We start from the raw sequence: 19092 nt of genomic DNA, 5'->3' as shown, positions 1-19092 counted from the left end.
TATGAGATATTTAACTGCAGGAGAATCACACGGCCCCCGTTTGACGGCTATTATTGAAGGAATTCCAGCTGGACTTCCTTTGACAGCAGAGGATATTAATGGAGACCTTAAACGCCGTCAGGGTGGCTACGGTCGTGGTGGCCGTATGAAGATTGAGAGTGACCAGGTTGTCTTTACTTCGGGCGTTCGTCACGGGAAGACGACAGGGGCACCTATTACCATGGATGTCATCAATAAGGACCACCAAAAATGGCTGGATATCATGTCTGCTGAGGACATTGAAGACCGCCTTAAAAGCAAGAGAAAAATTACCCATCCTCGCCCAGGTCATGCCGATTTAGTTGGGGGCATTAAGTACCGTTTTGATGATTTGCGAAATTCCTTGGAGAGGTCATCTGCCCGTGAAACCACCATGCGAGTGGCTGTTGGGGCAGTAGCCAAACGACTTTTGGCTGAGCTAAATATGGAGATTGCCAACCATGTCGTGGTCTTTGGTGGCAAGGAAATCGATGTACCTGAAAATCTGACAGTGGCTGAGATTAAGGAACGAGCTGCCCAGTCTGAAGTTTCTATTGTCAACCAAGAGCGGGAACAGGAAATCAAGGACTATATTGACCAAATCAAACGTGACGGTGATACCATCGGTGGGGTTGTAGAGACAGTCGTCGGAGGCGTTCCAGTTGGCCTTGGCTCCTATGTCCAATGGGACAGAAAATTGGATGCGCGATTGGCCCAAGCAGTTGTTTCTATCAATGCCTTTAAAGGGGTGGAATTTGGTCTTGGATTTGAAGCTGGTTACCGCAAAGGCAGCCAAGTTATGGATGAAATTCTCTGGTCTAAAGAAGACGGCTATACTCGTCGTACCAATAATCTAGGTGGTTTTGAAGGTGGTATGACCAATGGGCAACCAATTGTTGTTCGTGGAGTTATGAAACCCATTCCCACTCTTTACAAACCACTTATGAGTGTGGATATCGAAACCCACGAACCTTACAAGGCAACCGTGGAGAGAAGTGATCCGACCGCTCTGCCAGCAGCTGGGGTAGTCATGGAAGCTGTTGTAGCAACGGTTCTGGCGCAAGAAATCCTTGAAAAATTTTCATCGGACAACCTAGAGGAATTAAAAGAAGCGGTAACCAAACACCGTGAGTATACAAAGAACTATTAAGGAGTTCCTATGGCAAAAACCATCTATATCGCAGGTCTCGGTTTGATTGGTGCCTCGATGGCGCTTGGTATCAAACGCGATCATCCTGATTATGAAATTCTAGGTTATAATCGCAGTCAGGCTTCTAGAGATATTGCCTTGGAGCGGGGGATGATTGACCGTGCGACGGATGATTTTGCCAGTTTTGCTCCTCTGGCAGATGTCATCATCTTGACCTTGCCAATCAAGCAGACCATTGCTTTTATTCAGGAGTTGGCAGGTTTGAACTTGAAAGAAGGCGTCATTATCTCGGATGCGGGCTCGACCAAGTCAGCCATCGTTGATGCGGCAGAGCAGTATTTGGCTAGCAAGCCTATTCGCTTTGTCGGGGCCCATCCCATGGCTGGTAGCCACAAGACAGGGGCTGCCTCTGCGGATGTTAATCTCTTTGAAAATGCCTATTATATCTTCACACCTTCGAGCCTGACAAGTCCTGACACACTTGAGGAAATGAAGGGTCTGCTTTCAGGCCTTCACGCTCGTTTTATCGAGATTGATGCCAAGGAGCATGATCGGGTGACTTCTCAGATTAGCCATTTTCCTCATATTCTGGCTTCCAGCCTTATGGAGCAGACGGCAGTTTATGCTCAAGAACATGAGATGGCAAGGCGCTTTGCGGCGGGTGGTTTTCGAGATATGACCCGCATTGCGGAAAGCGAGCCAGGTATGTGGACTTCTATTCTATTGTCCAATCGTGAAACTATTCTGGATCGAATTGCGGATTTCAAGGAGCGCCTAGATGAGGTTGGACAAGCCATCAGCAAGGGAGATGAAGAGCAAATCTGGAACTTTTTCAACCAAGCGCGTGCGCAACGGCAGGCTATGGAAATCCATAAGCGTGGTGGTGTGGACAGTTCTTATGACCTCTATGTCGATGTTCCCGATGAAGAAGATGTTATCTTGCGGATTTTGGAATTACTTCGTGGGACTTCTTTGGTTAATATCCACATCAACGAAGAAAACCGTGAGGATGTTCACGGGATTCTCCAAATTTCCTTTAAAAATGCTCAAGACTTAGAACGTGCTGAGCGCTTAATTACAGAAAATACAGACTACACAGTTGTCATCAAATAAGGAGAAAATCATGTCAAATATTTACGATAGTGCAAATGAACTCAGTCGCGGGCTGCGTGAATTACCAGAATACAAGGCGGTCAAGGCAGCAAAAGATGCCATCCAAGCAGATAATCAAGCCAGCAAGATTTTTGCAGACTACCTTGCTTTCCAACAAGAAATCCAAGTCATGGCGCAAACAGGACAAATGCCAGACGCCTCTTTCCAAGAAAAGATGCAGTCTTTCAGTAAGCAAATCCAAGAGAACGCTCTTTTGTCAGATTTCTTTGCCAAACAGCAACAATTGTCCATTTACCTTTCAGACATTGAAAAAATTGTCTTTGAACCTGTTTCAGAATTATTGAAATAGTATTTTATCTGTATAAAAGCCAGAAATTTCAGGAATTTCTGGCTTTTTTGTGATAAAATAAGAAAAAGTATTGCAAGTATGAGGTCAACTATGAAACTAAAAACAAACATTCACCACTTACATGGCAGTATCCGGGTTCCAGGTGACAAGTCTATCAGCCACCGTTCGATTATTTTTGGAAGTTTGGCTGAAGGCGAGACTAAGGTTTATGATATTCTGCGTGGAGAGGATGTGCTTTCAACCATGCAGGTCTTTCGTGACCTTGGTGTTGAGATAGAAGATAAAGACGGTGTGATTACGATTCAAGGTGTAGGCATGGATGGCTTAAAAGCGCCGCAAAACGCCTTGGATATGGGGAACTCTGGAACCTCGATTCGCCTGATTTCAGGTGTCCTTGCTGGTGCAGATTTTGAAGTTGAAATGTTCGGAGATGATAGTCTTTCCAAACGTCCTATGGATCGCGTGACGATTCCACTGAAAAAAATGGGCGTTAGCATCTCAGGGCAAACTGAGCGAGATCTGCCCCCTCTTCGCCTAAAAGGGACGAAAAATTTAAAACCGATTCACTATGAGTTGCCAATCGCCTCTGCTCAAGTCAAGTCTGCCTTGATATTTGCAGCCTTGCAGGCTCAGGGGGAGTCCGTTATTATCGAGAAAGAATGCACTCGCAACCACACCGAAGATATGCTACAGCAATTTGGTGGCCATTTAAGTGTGGATGGCAAGAAAATCATAGTTCAAGGACCACAAAAACTGACCGGACAAAAGGTAGTTGTTCCAGGAGATATTTCCAGTGCAGCCTTTTGGTTGGTCGCAGGTTTGATTGTTCCAAACTCTCGTGTGGTGCTGCAGAATGTGGGCATCAACGAAACGCGTACTGGTATTATTGATGTCATTCGTGCCATGGGAGGAAGATTGGAAATAACTGAAATTGACCCAGTTGCTAAATCAGCAACCCTGACTGTCGAGTCTTCAGACCTGAAAGGAACAGAGATTGGTGGAGCCTTGATTCCCCGCTTGATTGATGAATTGCCTATTATTGCCCTTCTAGCGACCCAAGCGCAAGGTGAAACAGTCATTAAGGATGCTGAGGAACTCAAGGTCAAGGAAACCGACCGCATTCAAGTGGTGGCAGATGCCTTAAATAGCATGGGGGCGGATATCACACCTACTACAGATGGAATGGTTATCAAAGGGAAATCAATCCTTCATGGCGCTAGAGTCAATACGTTTGGTGACCATCGAATCGGAATGATGACAGCCATCGCAGCCCTCTTGGTTGCGGATGGAGAAGTGGAACTTGATCGTGCTGAAGCCATCAATACCAGCTATCCTAGCTTCTTTGATGATTTGGAGAGCTTGATTCATGGCTAAGGTATTACTCGGATTTATGGGGGCAGGCAAGTCGACAATCGCTAGAGGATTGGACCCAGACTACATCGATATGGATGCCTTAATCGAGGAACGTTTAGGCATGTCCATTGCGAATTTCTTCGCTGAAAAAGGAGAAGTGGCCTTTCGTCAAGTAGAGTCAGAAGTCCTAGCTGACTTACTAAAAACGGACCGAGTTGTGTCAACTGGCGGAGGAGTTGTCATTTCTCAGCGAAATCGTGACTTGCTCAAAACCAATCCTGATAACATCTACCTAAAAGCAGATTTTGAAACCCTCTACCAACGTATCGCAGCTGATAAGGACAATCAGCGCCCGCTGTTTCTAAATAATAGTAAGGAAGAACTAGCAGCTATTTTCCATGAAAGACAAGCTTGGTATGAGGAAGTAGCCAGTCGGGTTCTGGATGTGACCAAGTTAAGCCCAGAGGAAATTATAGAGGAACTGAGATGAAAATTGCCTATCTAGGTCCCAAGGGATCTTTTTCGCATCATGTTGTGCAGACAGCCTTTCCCAAAGAGGAATTGCAGGCTTTTGCCAATATCACAGATGTTATCAAGGCCTATGAGCAAGGCTTAGTGGACTATTCTGTTGTACCAGTTGAAAACTCTATTGAGGGTAGCGTTCATGAAAGTTTGGATTATCTTTTTCATCAGGCTCGCATCCAAGCAGTTGCAGAAATCGTTCAGCCCATTCACCAGCAGTTGATGGTGGTTCCAGGTCAGTCAAAAATTGAGAAAATTTTTTCTCATCCTCAGGCTCTGGCTCAAGGAAAGAAATTCATCGACAAACACTATCCAGAGGCTAAAATTGAGGTAACAGCCAGTACCGCCTATGCAGCTCGATTTATTTCAGAACATCCAGATCAGCCTTATGCAGCTATTGCTCCTAAAAGTTCAGCTGAAGAATATGGCTTGGAATTGATTGCAGAGGATATTCAGGAAATGGAAGCCAATTTCACACGTTTTTGGGTGTTAGGGGCAGAGATACCGAAGATTCCTTTGAACTCACAAGCTGAAAAAATGAGTTTGGCCTTGACCTTACCAGACAACCTACCTGGTGCTCTTTACAAGGCACTTTCGACCTTTGCTTGGAGAGGGATTGACTTAACAAAGATTGAAAGTCGCCCCCTTAAAACAGCCTTGGGAGAATACTTTTTCATTATCGATGTAGACTATAGTGACAAAGAACTGGTTCATTTTGCAAGACAAGAACTAGAAGCTATTGGAATCCAGCACAAGATCCTGGGAACCTACCCGATTTTTACCATAACTGATATAGAAAAGGAGAGTCAATGAGCAAAGAAAATCCTTTAAGTCATCACGAGCAGTTACGTTATGACTATCTCTTCAAAAATATCCATTACCTCAACGACCGTGAACGGAGGGAGTTTGACTATCTGCAACAGAAAATGGCAGGTCCCAAGTCTGAAGTTCACCATTTCTACCAAGAAGAAAAAGAAGAATCTTGGGGTAGAGATATTGATCTTCCGACTTATGGCAGTAGAAGTCGATCTAAGAAACGTGAAAAGGTAACTCCTCAACCTAAAGTCAAAAAGAAAAAAAGAAGAATTCGCTTCAAACGAATATTGACTTGGTTCTTGCTGTTGATTACCTGTGTGCTTGCAGGGATGATTTTCATGTTTCTTCGAGGGTTCCAGTCAGCAGCCAATCCAACAAATAAGCCAGCTGACGCCAAGGCAGCTCAAGTAGAGGTCTTTAACGGTCAGGATACCAAAGATGGTGTGAATATTTTAGTCATGGGGACAGATGGCCGTATCGGTCAAAATAGTGCGGAGACTCGTACCGACACGATCATGGTACTGAATGTCAGTGGATCGGATAAGAAGATCAAACTAGTCAGCTTTATGCGTGACAACTTAGTTTATATCGACGGGTACAGTAAGATTGTAAATGGCCAGAAACAAACGGATAACAAACTAAATGTTGCTTATGAACTTGGGGAACAAGAAGGGCAAAAGGGGGCTGAAATGGTCCGCAAGGTTCTAAAAGACAACTTTGATTTGGATATTAAGTACTATGCCCTGGTCGACTTCCAGGCCTTTGCAACAGCTATTGATACCCTCTTCCCTGACGGAGTAACGATTGATGCTCAATTCTCAACATTGAATGGTCAACCTCTGACAGAAGCCACAGTCGGAGATGACCTTCATGCAACAGAGACAGAGTCCCCAACTCAAACTATCAAAGTTGGAAAACAGCAAATGAATGGCTCCACCTTGCTGAACTATGCTCGCTTCCGTGATGATGATGAGGGAGACTATGGCCGTACCAAACGTCAGCAACAAGTCATGTCAGCTGTTCTTGAGCAAATCAAAGATCCAACCAAGCTCTTTACGGGGTCAGAGGCACTTGGAAAAGTCTTTGGCATGACATCAACAAATCTACCATATAGCTTCTTGTTGACCAATGGCTTATCTGTCCTAGAAGGTGCTCAAAATGGCATTGAAAGACTCACCGTCCCAGAACTTGGTGACTGGGTAGACGCTTATGATATCTATGGTGGACAAGGACTTCTAGTTGATCAAAATAAATACCAAACCAAACTCGCCCAAATGGGAATGAGATAGAATACTATAAAAAAATCAAAGTTTGAATCACTAGTGAAAAAGTGGTTTAGGCTTTGATTTTTCTTAGTATCTGATGGATTTTTAGGGCTTTTTTATGGTATAATAAAACGATATAACTCGTTATTGGACAGAAGAGGAGAGACATGAGTGATTTGAAAGCGATTCAGGCTCGTAGTCTGGAAATGGCTGAATATTTCGTCGCATTTTGTAAAGAACATGATTTGTTGTGCTATCTCTGTGGTGGAGGAGCCATTGGCGCCCTTCGTAATAAGGGCTTCATTCCTTGGGATGATGATTTGGACTTTTTCATGCCGCGTAAGGACTATGAAAAATTAGCAGAACTGTGGCCACGTTATGCAGACGAGCGTTATTTCTTGTCAAAGAGTAATAAAGATTTTGTAGACCGTAACCTTTTTATTACCATTCGTGACAAGGAAACTACTTGTATCAAGCCTTATCAGAAGGATTTGGATTTGCCACACGGTTTGGCCTTGGATGTTTTACCATTGGATTATTATCCTAAAAATCCAGCTGAGCGTAAGAAACAGGTTCGTTGGGCCTTGATTTATTCACTCTTTTGTGCGCAAACTATCCCAGAAAAGCATGGTGCAGTCGTGAAATGGGGAAGTCGTATCTTACTCGGCCTGACTCCAAAATCTCTACGTTATCGCATTTGGAAAAAAGCTGAAAAAGAAATGACCAAGTATGGTCTGGCTGAGTGCGATGGAATTACGGAATTATGCTCAGGTCCCGGCTACATGCGAAACAAATACCCAATCGCATCCTTTGAAGACAATCTTTTCTTGCCATTTGAAGGAACTGAGATGCCTATTCCAGTTGGCTACGATGCTTATCTCAGCACTGCTTTTGGGGACTATATGACACCGCCACCAGCGGACAAACAAGTACCGCATCATGATGCTATTATAGCAGACATGGACAAGAGCTACACAGAGTATAAGGGAGAATATGGAGCATGATGGGAGAAAAAATAAGCGTTATCGTTCCAGTTTACAATGTAGAGGCTTATCTGGAGCGATGTGTGGAGTCGATTCTTCAACAGACTTATGCCCATTTTGAGTTAATCCTAATCAATGATGGTTCTACTGATTCCAGTGGACAGATCTGTGATCACTTAGCGTCTCAGTATGAGAATATCAAGGTTTATCATATCGAAAATGCTGGTGTTTCAAATGCTAGAAATATGGGAATTCAGCTAGCAACGGGTTCTTGGGTTACCTTTATTGATAGCGATGATTTCGTTACCCAAGATTACCTAGCTACTTTAGCAAGTGCAGCTGAAGGGTTGAATGTAGGCTTTGTAATTGCTCCTCTGCACCATATCAAAAACGGAATTGTAACAGACCTACCTTCATATTCAGGAAAAACAGAACTCTGGTCAACAGAAGAAACCATGAAGGAACTACTGATGACTACCAGAACATCATTTTTTCCAGTCGCAAAACTGTTTAAGAGAGACCTGCTTGCGGATGAAAAGTTTAATACCAATTATCACCTAGCTGAAGATGCCTTGTTTTTAACTGAATTGCTACTAAAGACAAGATGCAGTTGCGTATTTATTGACAAACCTGTTTATTATTATGATCATCGTGAGGGAAGTGCAACAACATCTGTTAATCGACATGTATTTGACACAATAGAAGTTTATAAGCAAATAATTGCTCAAGTTTCACAAGCCTTCCCTAATTTAAAATACGAATTAATAAACAGAGAATGTTGGTCGTACATCACAGTTTACGATAAAATTATCTTTACTTCACGTGAAGAGTATCAAAAGGAGAAAGCCGAGCTGAGGACTTGGATTGTTCAGCACCGACGCGAAATATGGAAAGATGCTTATTTCACCACTTTTCGCAAGGTAGCGATCCTTTCACTTGTCATTTCTCCATGGCTATATAAGAAAATTGTTGGATTAAAAAACTAATATCATGAGAAGGAGTTGAAAATGAATTTTTCAAAAATGGATGAATACTTTGAAAAATCAAAACTATGGATTGCGTATCTATTTGTTTTCATTTCGATTTTAAGTATGAGTTCACTGGTTTATAAGATAGCAAATCCCCTCTACAAGGGATTATCAGCAATTGTAGTGCTTTATATTTGCTATACCTTATTGTTTAAGTGGAAAGAAATCACAGCAGATCGTAAATTTCTATCCTTATTTGGACTATTAGCTGGAAGTCATCTGCTATCAGCTATTTTCAATCGCTCTGGACATCTGATTGGAAATGTGATTGAAATTCTCTTCATGGTAACCTATGTTTTATTATTTACCATGTTACAATCAGGGCAACTTAAAAAATTATTTGACTGGATTGCCTATACGGTTCAAATTGTATCTTTTTCTTCAGCAATTTTTGCGTTTGGTTTATTGATAAGTAGAGTCCTCATCCTATTTAAGATTGGTGAACAATCTTATTACTATGGTGTCATGAACGGCCGTCTGTGGGGGATTGTCAATCCAAATGCTAGTGCGATATTTTCATACATTAGCATTATTTTGGCTATGTATTTGATCCATAAAGGAAGTAAATATTCTGTTTATCTTAAACTGAACAATGTGATTCAATTCGTTTACTTCGCTACGATGCAAAGTCGAGGAGCCTTACTTTCTTTACTTCTCATGATTGGACTCTATAGTTTCTTTGCTACTAGAGGGAGTATCGTTAAACGATTCCTCACTTTTATAGTTGCTGGTTTGCTGATTACTGCAACTAATATTGGATTAAGCTATGTAACTTCAATCTATATCTCATCTGAAACTGCGACTGTCTTAGATTTAAACAAAGGACAATCCTATGCTGAGACAGATTCGTCTGTCACTAAGAAGAACGGTGAGCTCCATCTGATCGAAACAACACCAAGTGGTAGAACCTATATCTGGAAAAATGCCATCAAGATGGGAAGTGCCAAACCAATTTTTGGTTATGGTGTACGCAATGTTCCAGATTACTACACAGAATATTTCAGTAAATTTGAGATTCAAAACTCCCTTATCGGTGGGAATTTCCATAACATTTTTGTGACCATATTTGTCAGTTCGGGAGTTCTAGGTTTGGTATCCTTCCTTCTTGTACTGGCTTATGTCATCAAGCGCTTTTTAACGTATTTGATTGTTTCCAAGAAAAATACTGATAAATTGATCATGATTCTTTTCTTCGGTATCTTGTTTGGCCAATTATTTGAAAGTCAGATTATGTATTCAACCAACTTTATTAATATCATCTTCTGGCTAGCGATTGGCTATGGACTCGTAGTCTGCAAACGGGATGAAGGAGTTCGGTACCAAGAAGTAACAGATGTCAATGAAATTCAAGAGATGGAACTTGGAATCATGGAGTATATTCATGAAGTTTGTCAGAAAATTGGGGTCAAGTATTTCTTAGCATATGGAAGTCTAATTGGTGCTGTTCGCCATCAAGGATTTATCCCTTGGGATGATGACATGGATATCTGCATGTTACGAGAGGATTATGAAAAATTGCAAGACTACCTTATCGCTAACCCTGATGAACGTTACGAGGTCATGTCTTATAAAAACAATCTCAACTATGTTTATCCCTTCATGAAAGTGCAGGATAACCTTACCTACTTGCTAGAAGAAGATGTTCGCATCGATTCGAATATGGGAATCTATGTAGATATTTTCCCTGTAGATGGTTACGAGGATGACGTAGAATTTAAAAACAAGATGACGAAACTGATAAAGAAACGTCAATTGAGTTGCTACACCTTTAAAGGCATTACCAATACGAAAAGTGTACTGAATTCACTGCTACGCTATGTGTCAGTTATTATTTTCTATTTCACCAATACGAACAAATACGTTGCCCAGATTGAAGAGCTTGCAAAATCCCGTAAAGTTTCAGATTATGAGCAGGTGGATTATCTTATCTACAAGGATATGAACAAACCAGTGTGGAGACGTGAATGGCTGGAACAAGTTACTACTGGAACATTTGAAGGTAAGGAATTTACCATTCCGAAAAATTATCATGAAATTTTGACCTCAGACTACGGAGACTATATGCAATTGCCACCGGTTGAACAAAGAGTATCTCATCATGATTTTAAATTATGGAAGATTGTTAAAAGGTCTAAATGACGAGATTGGGATTAAGAAACATTTAAAAATATAGTCAAATTTAGGAGAATAGAACCTATGTCTGAAAGAACTTTAACTCTTGAAGAAATCAAGCAAGTAGAATTGGATATTTTAAAGTATCTACATGATCTTTGTGAACAACATCAAATCAAATACTTTATTGATTTTGGAACCTTACTAGGAGCTGTACGCCATAAAGGATTTATCCCTTGGGATGATGATACAGATATTTCCTTAGCGCGTGATGAATTTGAAAAACTTTACAAGGTTTTACAAAATGAAAATCATCCCTACTACAAATTGATTTCATTCAGAGAAACAAAGGGATATCCATACAGTTATATGAGAGTCTATGATGTAAGGACTCGTCGAGATGCTAACCTCGTAGACCCAACGGTCGTATTGGGAACTTGCGTTGACATTTTTCCATATGATGGTGTCGTCACAGAGGAAAGTGACCGTAAGAAAATGAAGCTCTACAAATATTTCATTCGACTTTCTTCTTTGAATTTTAAAGGGATCAAGTCTGAGAATGGTGGACTTAAAAACCTCCCTCGTTATATGGGATCAGCTATTTTCCGCTTAACTTCCCCACAGCTATGGAATCAAAAATTAGAGAGCCTTGCTTTGAAGTATAGTGTAGATCAAGCAACAGATCTTACTTGTACTATCTATGACCCTTATTATCCAAATGGTATAAAAAAAGAATGGCTCTATGATTTGATTGATATGCCTTATGAAAACATTGTGGTCAAGGTTCCGAGAAAATACCATGAAATACTTGTCTACGAATTTGGAGAAAACTATATGACTCCACCACCTATTGAGCAACAAGTCCCAGGAGGGGATAAAAATTATTGGATTGATTAGATTTTTAAAAGTTGCTTAATGTTAAGATAAAGGAGTTTTCAAGGTGAAAAATAAATGGTTATTAAAATCAGTCAGCTATAGTGTTCTCGCATTCTTTCTATTACTGATTCAGTTATCGCAAGGAGTAGATGCAGATACCATCTCTGCAGGTTCGGGCAATCGTATCCATTTCATAAATACTAAAGCAAAATCTGGGAGTGATGCCATCCTTCTGGAAAGCAATGGTCACTATGCTTTGATTGATATGGGTGAAGACTATGACTTCCCTGATGGGAGTGACCCACGCTATCCAAGCCGCTGGGGAATTTCCATGAGAAATTATCAAGTATTGGAGGATCGATTGATTCGCCACTTGGATCAAATAGGTGTAAAAAAATTAGATTTTATTATAGGAACTCATGTTCATAGTGACCATATTGGTGGAGCAGACGAAATACTCAATCGATATCAGGTCGGTAAGTTTTATTTGAAAAAATATTCAGATGATCGGATCACAGCAAACTGGGGACTATGGGATAATCTTTTCAATTATGATAATGCTTTGAGAGCAGCTCAAAAACGAGGAGTTACTCTTATCCAGAATATTTCAGATGAGGATAGCCATCTAAAATTAGGTGATATGGATATCCAACTCTACAACTATAAGAATGAATATGATGCTGACGGGAATCTGAAAAAAGTTCGAGATGATAACTCCAACTCCATTGTTTCAGTAGTGACTGTGGCAGGAAAGAGAATCTATCTTGGTGGAGATTTGGATAATGCCGAAGGAGCAGAAGATAAGTTAGGTCCAGTTATCGGCAAGGTTGATATGATGAAATGGAACCACCATTATGATGCGACAATTTCAAATACGATTAATTTCCTTGAAAACTTATCACCAAAAATGATTATTCAGACAACTGGTGGAGATATTAATGTTGCTTCAACCAGAGAATACCTTCAGAAGAAAAATATTCAGGTTCTTCATGCTGCTAGCCAAACTCAAGACGCTACCGTTTTTGATATTAGCGATAAAGGATTTGCAAATGTTTCAAATACCTTCCCTAATATCCCTGTAGTTGACGAAAAATGGTATCAAGAAGATGGTTATTGGAAATATCGTTTGACTGACGGAGAAATGGCTATCGGCTGGAGAGAGATTGGCGGAGCCACTTATTTCTTTAATGGAAAAGGACAAATGCAAGCAGGTCGCTGGCTTCACCTTAACGACGACTGGGGAGAAAATGCCAAAGGGAATGATTACTATCTGAACCAAAATGGTAAAATGCAAACTGGTGGTTGGTTCAAACTAGATGACTCTTGGTATTATATCCAATCAAATGGTGCTAGACGATTTAGCGAGCTCTCTGAAATTGGAGGGAAAAAGTATCTCTTTGCGGCAGATGGGAAGATGCTAACAGGACATCAAGTCTATAATGGCAAGAAGATGTTCTTTAGCGAAAGTGGTGCACTCCAAACAGCAGGTAAGCCTTCAACATGGCAAAAGATTGATTCAAATTGGTATTTCTATGATGAGGATGGGCTAAAGACCATCGGTAAAAAGAATATCAATGGAAGCACATACTACTTTAATCAAGAAGGTATCATGCAAACTGGCTGGGCATTTGTTGATGGTCACTGGAACTATTTTGCAAGTTCTGGAGCTATGAAAACCGGCTGGGTCAAGGATCAGGAAACATGGTATTATCTGGATAAAGATGGCATCATGTTAACTGGCAGACAAGATATAAATGGTGTTCGTTACTATTTGAATGCTAGTGGTGCCATGCAGACTGGATGGAAGTGGCAAGACAATAGCTGACACTTCTATACGAACTCAGGTGCTATGAAAACTGGTTGGTTGAAAGATAAAGAATCATGGTATTATTTGGATCCAGAAACAGGTATCATGGCTGTAGGATCTAAAGAGATTGACGGTAAGAACTATTTCTTCAGCTCAGCAGGTACTATGCAAGTTGGATGGCAGTGGTCAAATGATTCTTGGCATTACTACGCTACGTCGGGCGCACTCCAAACTGGTTGGTTGAAAGATGGTGATGCCTGGTATTATCTTGAAGGTAAGGAAGGCGTTATGTTAGTCGGCCTCCATCAAGTAGATGGTAAGCAATATTACTTTAGCAAATCTGGAGCCATGCAAACTGGCTGGAAATGGTTTGATAATCATTACCGTTACTTTGAATCAAATGGAGCCATGAAAACTGGTTGGATAAAAGACAAAGGCGTCTGGTATTATCTAAATCCTGAAGATGGCATCATGTTGGTTGGCCTTCATAAAGTAAATGGTGATCATTATTACTTTGATGAATCAGGAGCTATGCAAACGGGTTGGAAACAGCTTGATGGTAATTGGTACTATTTCCAAGCTAATGGTTCTTTGTTGAAGAACGCAACAACACCTGATGGTTACAAAGTAAACGAAGAAGGAATCTGGAAACAGGCTGTTGCTGCTGTAAATAGCGATGCAGTCAAGCCAGAACAGAAACAAGAAGCTAATTCCTCTATTGTTGAACAACCTAAACAAGATTCAAATCTAGAAGCCAACGCTTCTGAAAAGAAAGAAAACGAATAAAGAAGAAATCCCCTACTGGCAACTAATTTATCAGTAGGGGATTTTTTAATTTCGTTTTAATTTTGCAAGTACAAGGTTCAGTGCATAGTGGAGTGTTTTGTCTTTGGTGATAAAGAGGGTCAAGAGGTAATAGATACCACAAGTTGCTACGGTAGAAAGAACCATGAGAATCATATTGAAGTTTACTGTGTAGGAATTGATTTGGAAAATCATCTTGAAAATATAGAAGATTGGGATAAAACCAAGGGATATAATGCTATAACGTGTTAAGGTTATAAAAATTTCTTTTAAACTAATCAGTTGGTGTTTCTTGATAAAATGAATTTCAAGTAAAACAACGATAGTTTCTGCGATAATGGTCGTAGCGATGTAATACTCAGGTGCAAAAATATTATTGAAATACAAGATGCTATTTAATAGTATATTAGCCCCACCACCAAGGAAGTAGAAGGCAGTTAAGCGATTTTCATGGTCGTTGATAAAGATAATCTGTTTACCAAGAATCAACTCTATAGCCCAAATGATGGTACGAAAAGCGAAGACGCTAGTTACGATACCCGCTTCAAGATATTTTTCAGAAGAATAAATAACAGTTGCGTACCGTCCCAATATCATGATCCCGATACTAGTTGGAACCATAAGGAAATAGAATAAGGATGCCGCTTGATTCACGAGATAATTATAGGACTTGTAATCCTTTTTACCGAGATAGTAGCCAAGGCGTGGAATACTGACGTTGATAGCTCCACTCAAGACACTGGCAATCAACATGACGATACTATAGGCAATTGTATAGTAGGAAATATAGTTCTCATCCGGTCCCTTGGTGATAAACATTCTATCTAGCAAGGTATAAAGCATATTAGCGTTTGCTAGGAGAAGCATAGTAAAGAGTGGTTTAGAAGCTTTAGCTAATTCGACGAAACCAATCTTAACAAAAGAAACTTCTCTCTTAATCCAAAGAAAACTGAGCAGGTAGTTGAGGATAGTGGTCGCTGTCATAACGATAGCATAAGGAACGATATCATCTGCCGTTTTAACAAAGGCGAAGATAGCGACCAGCATGGTAATTCGAATAATTAATGTTTTATAGAGGATGAAGGCATAGTTTTCATAAGCCTCGTTCATCCATTCGATATTGAGAAATTGGAAGAGTGCTTGGGCCCCTAGGATGTAGTACAGGACTTTCAGATTCTCAATGCTGGTGTCAAAGAAGATAATGAGGAAGTAGATACCTGTCGTCAGGAGAGAGGTGAAAACCGAGATATAAAACAACTTAGAAAAGACGTAGTTGATTTTATTCTTGTCATCCTTGACCTTACTAATAGCTCGAATCCCGTAGTTGTATATTCCAAAGGCAGCTAGTGGAATAACGAAACTTGCCCAGGTATTAGCTGTATTGAAATAACCGTAGTTGGATTTGCTGAGAATCCGCGTCAGATAAGGATTGGTTATCAGTGGAAAAACGATATTGAGAATATTGACCAGCAAGCTGGCCAAGGCATTTACTTTTATATTTTTCATTGAACTTTCTTTCTTAAATCTAAAATCATATCTAGTATTATATCACATTCTCGCTTCATTCTTTTGATAAAATCGTAAAAATCTAGTATAATAGATAGACTGAAAGTATGAGGTTACTAGATATGAAGATGAAACAAATTAGTGATACAACACTGAAAATCACAATGACTTTAGATGATTTGATGGACCGAGGAATGGAGATTGCAGACTTTCTCGTTCCTCAGGAAAAAACTGAAGAGTTTTTCTATGCTATTTTAGATGAGTTAGAGATGCCAGACAATTTCTTGGATAGTGGCATGCTGAGTTTTCGTGTAACGCCAAAACCAGACAAGGTCGACGTCTTTGTGACCAAATCCAAGATTGACCAAAATCTGGATTTTGAAGATTTGGCGGATCTACCAGACATGGAAGAATTAGCCCAAATGTCGCCAGATGAATTTCTCAAAACCTTGGAAAAGAGCATTGCAGATAAGACCAAGGACGATATTGAGGCCATCCAATCTCTAGAGCAGGTCGAAGCAAAGGAAGAAGAGCAAGAGCAGGCAGACAAGGAGACGGAGAATAAGAAAGAACCTTATATCTACTATATCCTACGCTTTGCAAGCCTTGCTGACTTAGTTGCTTTTGCAAAGACGGTTAACTACCAGATGGAAACATCTGAACTCTATAAGATGAATGGACACTATTATTTGACAATCTTAGTCGATGTGGAAAATCATCCAAGTCCATATCCGGCTTGGCTCTTGGCTCGTATGCGTGAGTTTGCAGACGACAGTGACATCAGTCGTTCAGTCTTGCAAGAGTATGGGCAAATATTGATTAACCACGATGCAGTTCTCGGTCTGCAAAAGATTCGTTCATAAATTTTAAAATCAATTTTCATTTATCAAGAAAGACGAATCATGGGATTCGTTTTTTCTTTTCTAGACCGAAATAGTGATTTACTATAATAGGAATTTTCATAAAATTCTGTTATAATGGCTATATCAGAAAATTTCTAGGAGACAAACATGACAGTTAAAATTGCTTTACTTGGATTTGGTACCGTTGCAAGTGGCGTGCCATTCCTCCTAAAGGAAAATGGAGAAAAAATCGTTCAATCAGCTCATTCTGAGATTGAAGTAGCCAAGGTATTGGTCAAGGATGAAGATGAAAAGAACCACTTGCTTGCAGCAGGAAATGACTTTAACTTTGTAACCAATGTAGACGATATTTTATCAGACAAAGACATTACTATCGTAGTGGAATTGATGGGGCGTATCGAACCAGCTAAGACCTTTATCACTCGTGCCTTAGAAGCTGGGAAACACGTTGTTACTGCTAACAAGGACCTTTTGGCTGTTCATGGTGCAGAATTGTTAGAAATCGCTAAAGAGCATAATGTAGCACTTTACTATGAAGCAGCAGTAGCTGGTGGGATTCCAATTCTTCGTACTTTGGCAAATTCGTTGGCTTCTGACAAAATTACGCGCGTTCTTGGCGTTGTTAATGGAACTTCCAACTTCATGATGACCAAGATGGTGGAAGAAGGCTGGTCTTACGATGATGCTCTGGCTGAAGCTCAAAGACTTGGATTTGCAGAAAGCGACCCTACAAATGACGTTGATGGGATTGATGCAGCCTACAAGATGGTGATTTTGAGCCAGTTTGCTTTTGGTATGAAGGTTGCCTTTGACGATGTAGCCCACAAGGGAATCCGCAACATCACACCAGAAGACGTAGCTGTAGCCCAAGACCTTGGCTATGTAGTGAAATTGGTTGGTTCTATCGAGGAAACTCCTTCAGGTATTGCTGCAGAAGTTACTCCAACCTTCCTTCCTAAAGCACATCCACTTGCCAGTGTGAATGGGGTAATGAACGCTGTTTTTGTAGAATCTATCGGTATTGGTGAATCGATGTACTACGGACCAGGTGCGGGTCAAAAACCAACTGCGACAAGTGTTGTAGCAGATATTGTCCGTATCGTTCGTCGCTTGAATGATGGTACCATTGGTAAAGACTTCAACGAATACAGCCGTGACTTGGTCTTGGCTAATCCTGAGGATGTTAAAGCAAACTACTATTTCTCAATCTTGGCTCCAGACTCAAAAGGTCAGGTCTTGAAATTGGCTGAGATTTTCAACGCTCAAGATATTTCCTTCAAGCAAATCCTCCAAGATGGCAAAGAGGGTGACAAGGCGCGTGTAGTGATTATCACTCATAAGATCAATAAAGCACAACTTGAGAATGTTTCAGCAGAGTTGGCCAAAGCTTCAGAATTTGACCTCTTGAATACCTTCAAGGTGTTAGGAGAATAGGATGAAGATTATTGTACCTGCAACCAGTGCCAATATCGGGCCAGGTTTTGATTCGGTCGGTGTAGCTGTAACCAAGTATCTTCAAATTGAGGTTTGTGAAGAACGGGATGAGTGGTTGATTGAACACCAGATTGGCAAATGGATTCCCCATGACGAACGTAATCTTTTGCTTAAGATTGCCTTGCAAATTGCGCCTGACTTGCAACCGAGACGCTTGAAAATGACCAGTGATGTTCCCTTGGCGCGTGGCTTGGGTTCTTCAAGCTCGGTTATCGTTGCTGGGATTGAACTGGCCAACCAGCTGGGCAATCTCAACTTATCTAACCACGACAAATTGCAGTTGGCGACTAAGATTGAAGGACATCCTGACAATGTGGCTCCAGCTATCTATGGAAATCTTGTTGTTGCGAGTTCTGTTGAAGGGCATGTTTCAGCAATTGTGTCTGACTTCCCGGAGTGTGATTTTCTAGCTTATATTCCCAACTATGAATTGCGCACTCGCGACAGCCGTGGTGTCTTACCTAAAAAATTGTCCTATAAGGAAGCTGTTGCGGCTAGTTCTATCGCCAATGTGGCCGTTGCAGCCTTGTTAGCAGGAGATATGGTGACAGCTGGTCAAGCAATCGAGGGGGACCTCTTCCATGAGCGCTATCGTCAAAGTCTGGTCCGTGAATTTGCGACGATTAAGCAAGTAGCCAAAGAGAATGGTGCCTATGCGACCTACCTTTCTGGTGCCGGACCAACAGTGATGGTCTTGGCCTCTCATGACAAGATGCCGGCTATTAAGGCAGAATTGCAAAAGCAACCTTTCAAAGGCAAACTGCATGACTTGAAAGTTGATACGCAAGGTGTCCGTGTCGAAGCAAAATAAAGAATAGAAGATAGGATGGGGAAACTCTCGAACAGAGGGCTTCCTGTCCTTTTTTTGAAAAGAAGTTTATACTCAATGAAAAATCAAAGAGCAAACTAGGAAGCTAGCCGCAGGTTGCTCAAAGCATGGTTTTGAGGTTGTAGATGAAACTGACGAAGTAAGCTCAAAATACTGTTTTGAGGTTGCAGATGTAAGCTGACGTGGTTTGAAGAGATTTTCGAA

General features: G+C 40.9%; 15 protein-coding genes and 1 pseudogene. 15 read left to right on the top strand and 1 reads right to left on the bottom strand.

The features are described from left to right. The first annotated feature begins 1 nt into the window (after position 1). The 12 genes and pseudogenes from aroC (at position 2) to HMPREF2766_RS02845 (ending at position 14178) form a co-directional block, all read left to right on the top strand. A complete protein-coding gene (gene aroC / locus HMPREF2766_RS02900) occupies positions 2-1168 on the top strand; it encodes a chorismate synthase (protein WP_001269883.1) in 1167 nt (388 codons plus the stop codon). A gap of 9 nt (positions 1169-1177) precedes the next feature. Beyond that, on the top strand, positions 1178-2281 hold the full coding sequence (locus tag HMPREF2766_RS02895) for a prephenate dehydrogenase (protein ID WP_070567645.1): 1104 nt from the start codon (positions 1178-1180) through the stop codon (positions 2279-2281). Between the two features lie 10 nt (positions 2282-2291). Further along, positions 2292-2630 carry a YlbF/YmcA family competence regulator gene (locus HMPREF2766_RS02890; protein ID WP_070567643.1) on the top strand — a complete coding sequence of 113 codons (339 nt, stop codon included), beginning with the start codon at positions 2292-2294 and terminating at the stop codon, positions 2628-2630. A 90-nt stretch (positions 2631-2720) separates the two neighbouring features. Then, the gene (aroA, locus tag HMPREF2766_RS02885; RefSeq protein ID WP_070567641.1) at positions 2721-4004 is read left to right on the top strand and encodes a 3-phosphoshikimate 1-carboxyvinyltransferase; all 1284 of its coding nucleotides are present in this window, start codon (positions 2721-2723) and stop codon (positions 4002-4004) included. Then, positions 3997-4473 (top strand): shikimate kinase, encoded by a 477-nt coding sequence (locus tag HMPREF2766_RS02880; protein WP_070567639.1) that lies wholly within the window; start codon positions 3997-3999, stop codon positions 4471-4473. The genes aroA and HMPREF2766_RS02880 overlap by 8 nt, the downstream gene beginning before the upstream one ends. Beyond that, positions 4470-5318: a prephenate dehydratase gene (gene pheA, locus HMPREF2766_RS02875; RefSeq protein ID WP_070567637.1), complete on the top strand. Its 849-nt coding sequence runs from the start codon at positions 4470-4472 to the stop codon at positions 5316-5318. The genes HMPREF2766_RS02880 and pheA overlap by 4 nt, the downstream gene beginning before the upstream one ends. Continuing rightward, positions 5315-6610, top strand: coding sequence for an LCP family protein (locus HMPREF2766_RS02870; protein ID WP_042902129.1), 1296 nt, complete (start codon positions 5315-5317; stop codon positions 6608-6610). The genes pheA and HMPREF2766_RS02870 overlap by 4 nt, the downstream gene beginning before the upstream one ends. Before the next feature lie 143 nt (positions 6611-6753). Then, on the top strand, positions 6754-7590 hold the full coding sequence (locus HMPREF2766_RS02865; RefSeq protein WP_070567635.1) for a LicD family protein: 837 nt from the start codon (positions 6754-6756) through the stop codon (positions 7588-7590). Next, positions 7587-8555 (top strand): glycosyltransferase family 2 protein, encoded by a 969-nt coding sequence (locus tag HMPREF2766_RS02860; protein WP_070567633.1) that lies wholly within the window; start codon positions 7587-7589, stop codon positions 8553-8555. Before HMPREF2766_RS02865 ends, HMPREF2766_RS02860 begins: the two co-directional genes overlap by 4 nt. Positions 8556-8576: 21 nt before the next feature. Further along, on the top strand, positions 8577-10736 hold the full coding sequence (locus tag HMPREF2766_RS02855; RefSeq protein WP_070567631.1) for a LicD family protein: 2160 nt from the start codon (positions 8577-8579) through the stop codon (positions 10734-10736). A 57-nt stretch (positions 10737-10793) separates the two neighbouring features. Continuing rightward, positions 10794-11606, top strand: coding sequence for a LicD family protein (locus HMPREF2766_RS02850; RefSeq protein ID WP_008292505.1), 813 nt, complete (start codon positions 10794-10796; stop codon positions 11604-11606). Positions 11607-11649: 43 nt separating this feature from the next. Beyond that, positions 11650-14178: pseudogene (locus tag HMPREF2766_RS02845) on the top strand (MBL fold metallo-hydrolase). Positions 14179-14223: 45 nt separating this feature from the next. Here the strand turns inward: HMPREF2766_RS02845 and HMPREF2766_RS02840 are convergent. After that, a complete protein-coding gene (locus HMPREF2766_RS02840) occupies positions 14224-15702 on the bottom strand; it encodes an oligosaccharide flippase family protein (protein ID WP_000789708.1) in 1479 nt (492 codons plus the stop codon). A gap of 122 nt (positions 15703-15824) precedes the next feature. Here HMPREF2766_RS02840 and mecA point away from each other — a divergent pair, with 122 nt between their 5' ends. The 3 genes from mecA (at position 15825) to thrB (ending at position 18870) form a co-directional block, all read left to right on the top strand. Beyond that, entirely contained in the window at positions 15825-16565 is a 741-nt protein-coding gene (mecA, locus tag HMPREF2766_RS02835; protein ID WP_070567629.1) for an adaptor protein MecA, read from the top strand. A gap of 147 nt (positions 16566-16712) precedes the next feature. Further along, positions 16713-17999, top strand: coding sequence for a homoserine dehydrogenase (locus HMPREF2766_RS02830; protein ID WP_070567627.1), 1287 nt, complete (start codon positions 16713-16715; stop codon positions 17997-17999). A 1-nt stretch (position 18000) separates the two neighbouring features. After that, positions 18001-18870, top strand: coding sequence for a homoserine kinase (gene thrB / locus HMPREF2766_RS02825; RefSeq protein ID WP_061586875.1), 870 nt, complete (start codon positions 18001-18003; stop codon positions 18868-18870). The last annotated feature ends 222 nt before the right edge of the window (positions 18871-19092 follow it).

Source organism: Streptococcus sp. HMSC076C08, from assembly GCF_001810825.1.
Taxonomy (GTDB): domain Bacteria; phylum Bacillota; class Bacilli; order Lactobacillales; family Streptococcaceae; genus Streptococcus.
This window is presented reverse-complemented; position numbering and strand designations above follow the sequence as displayed.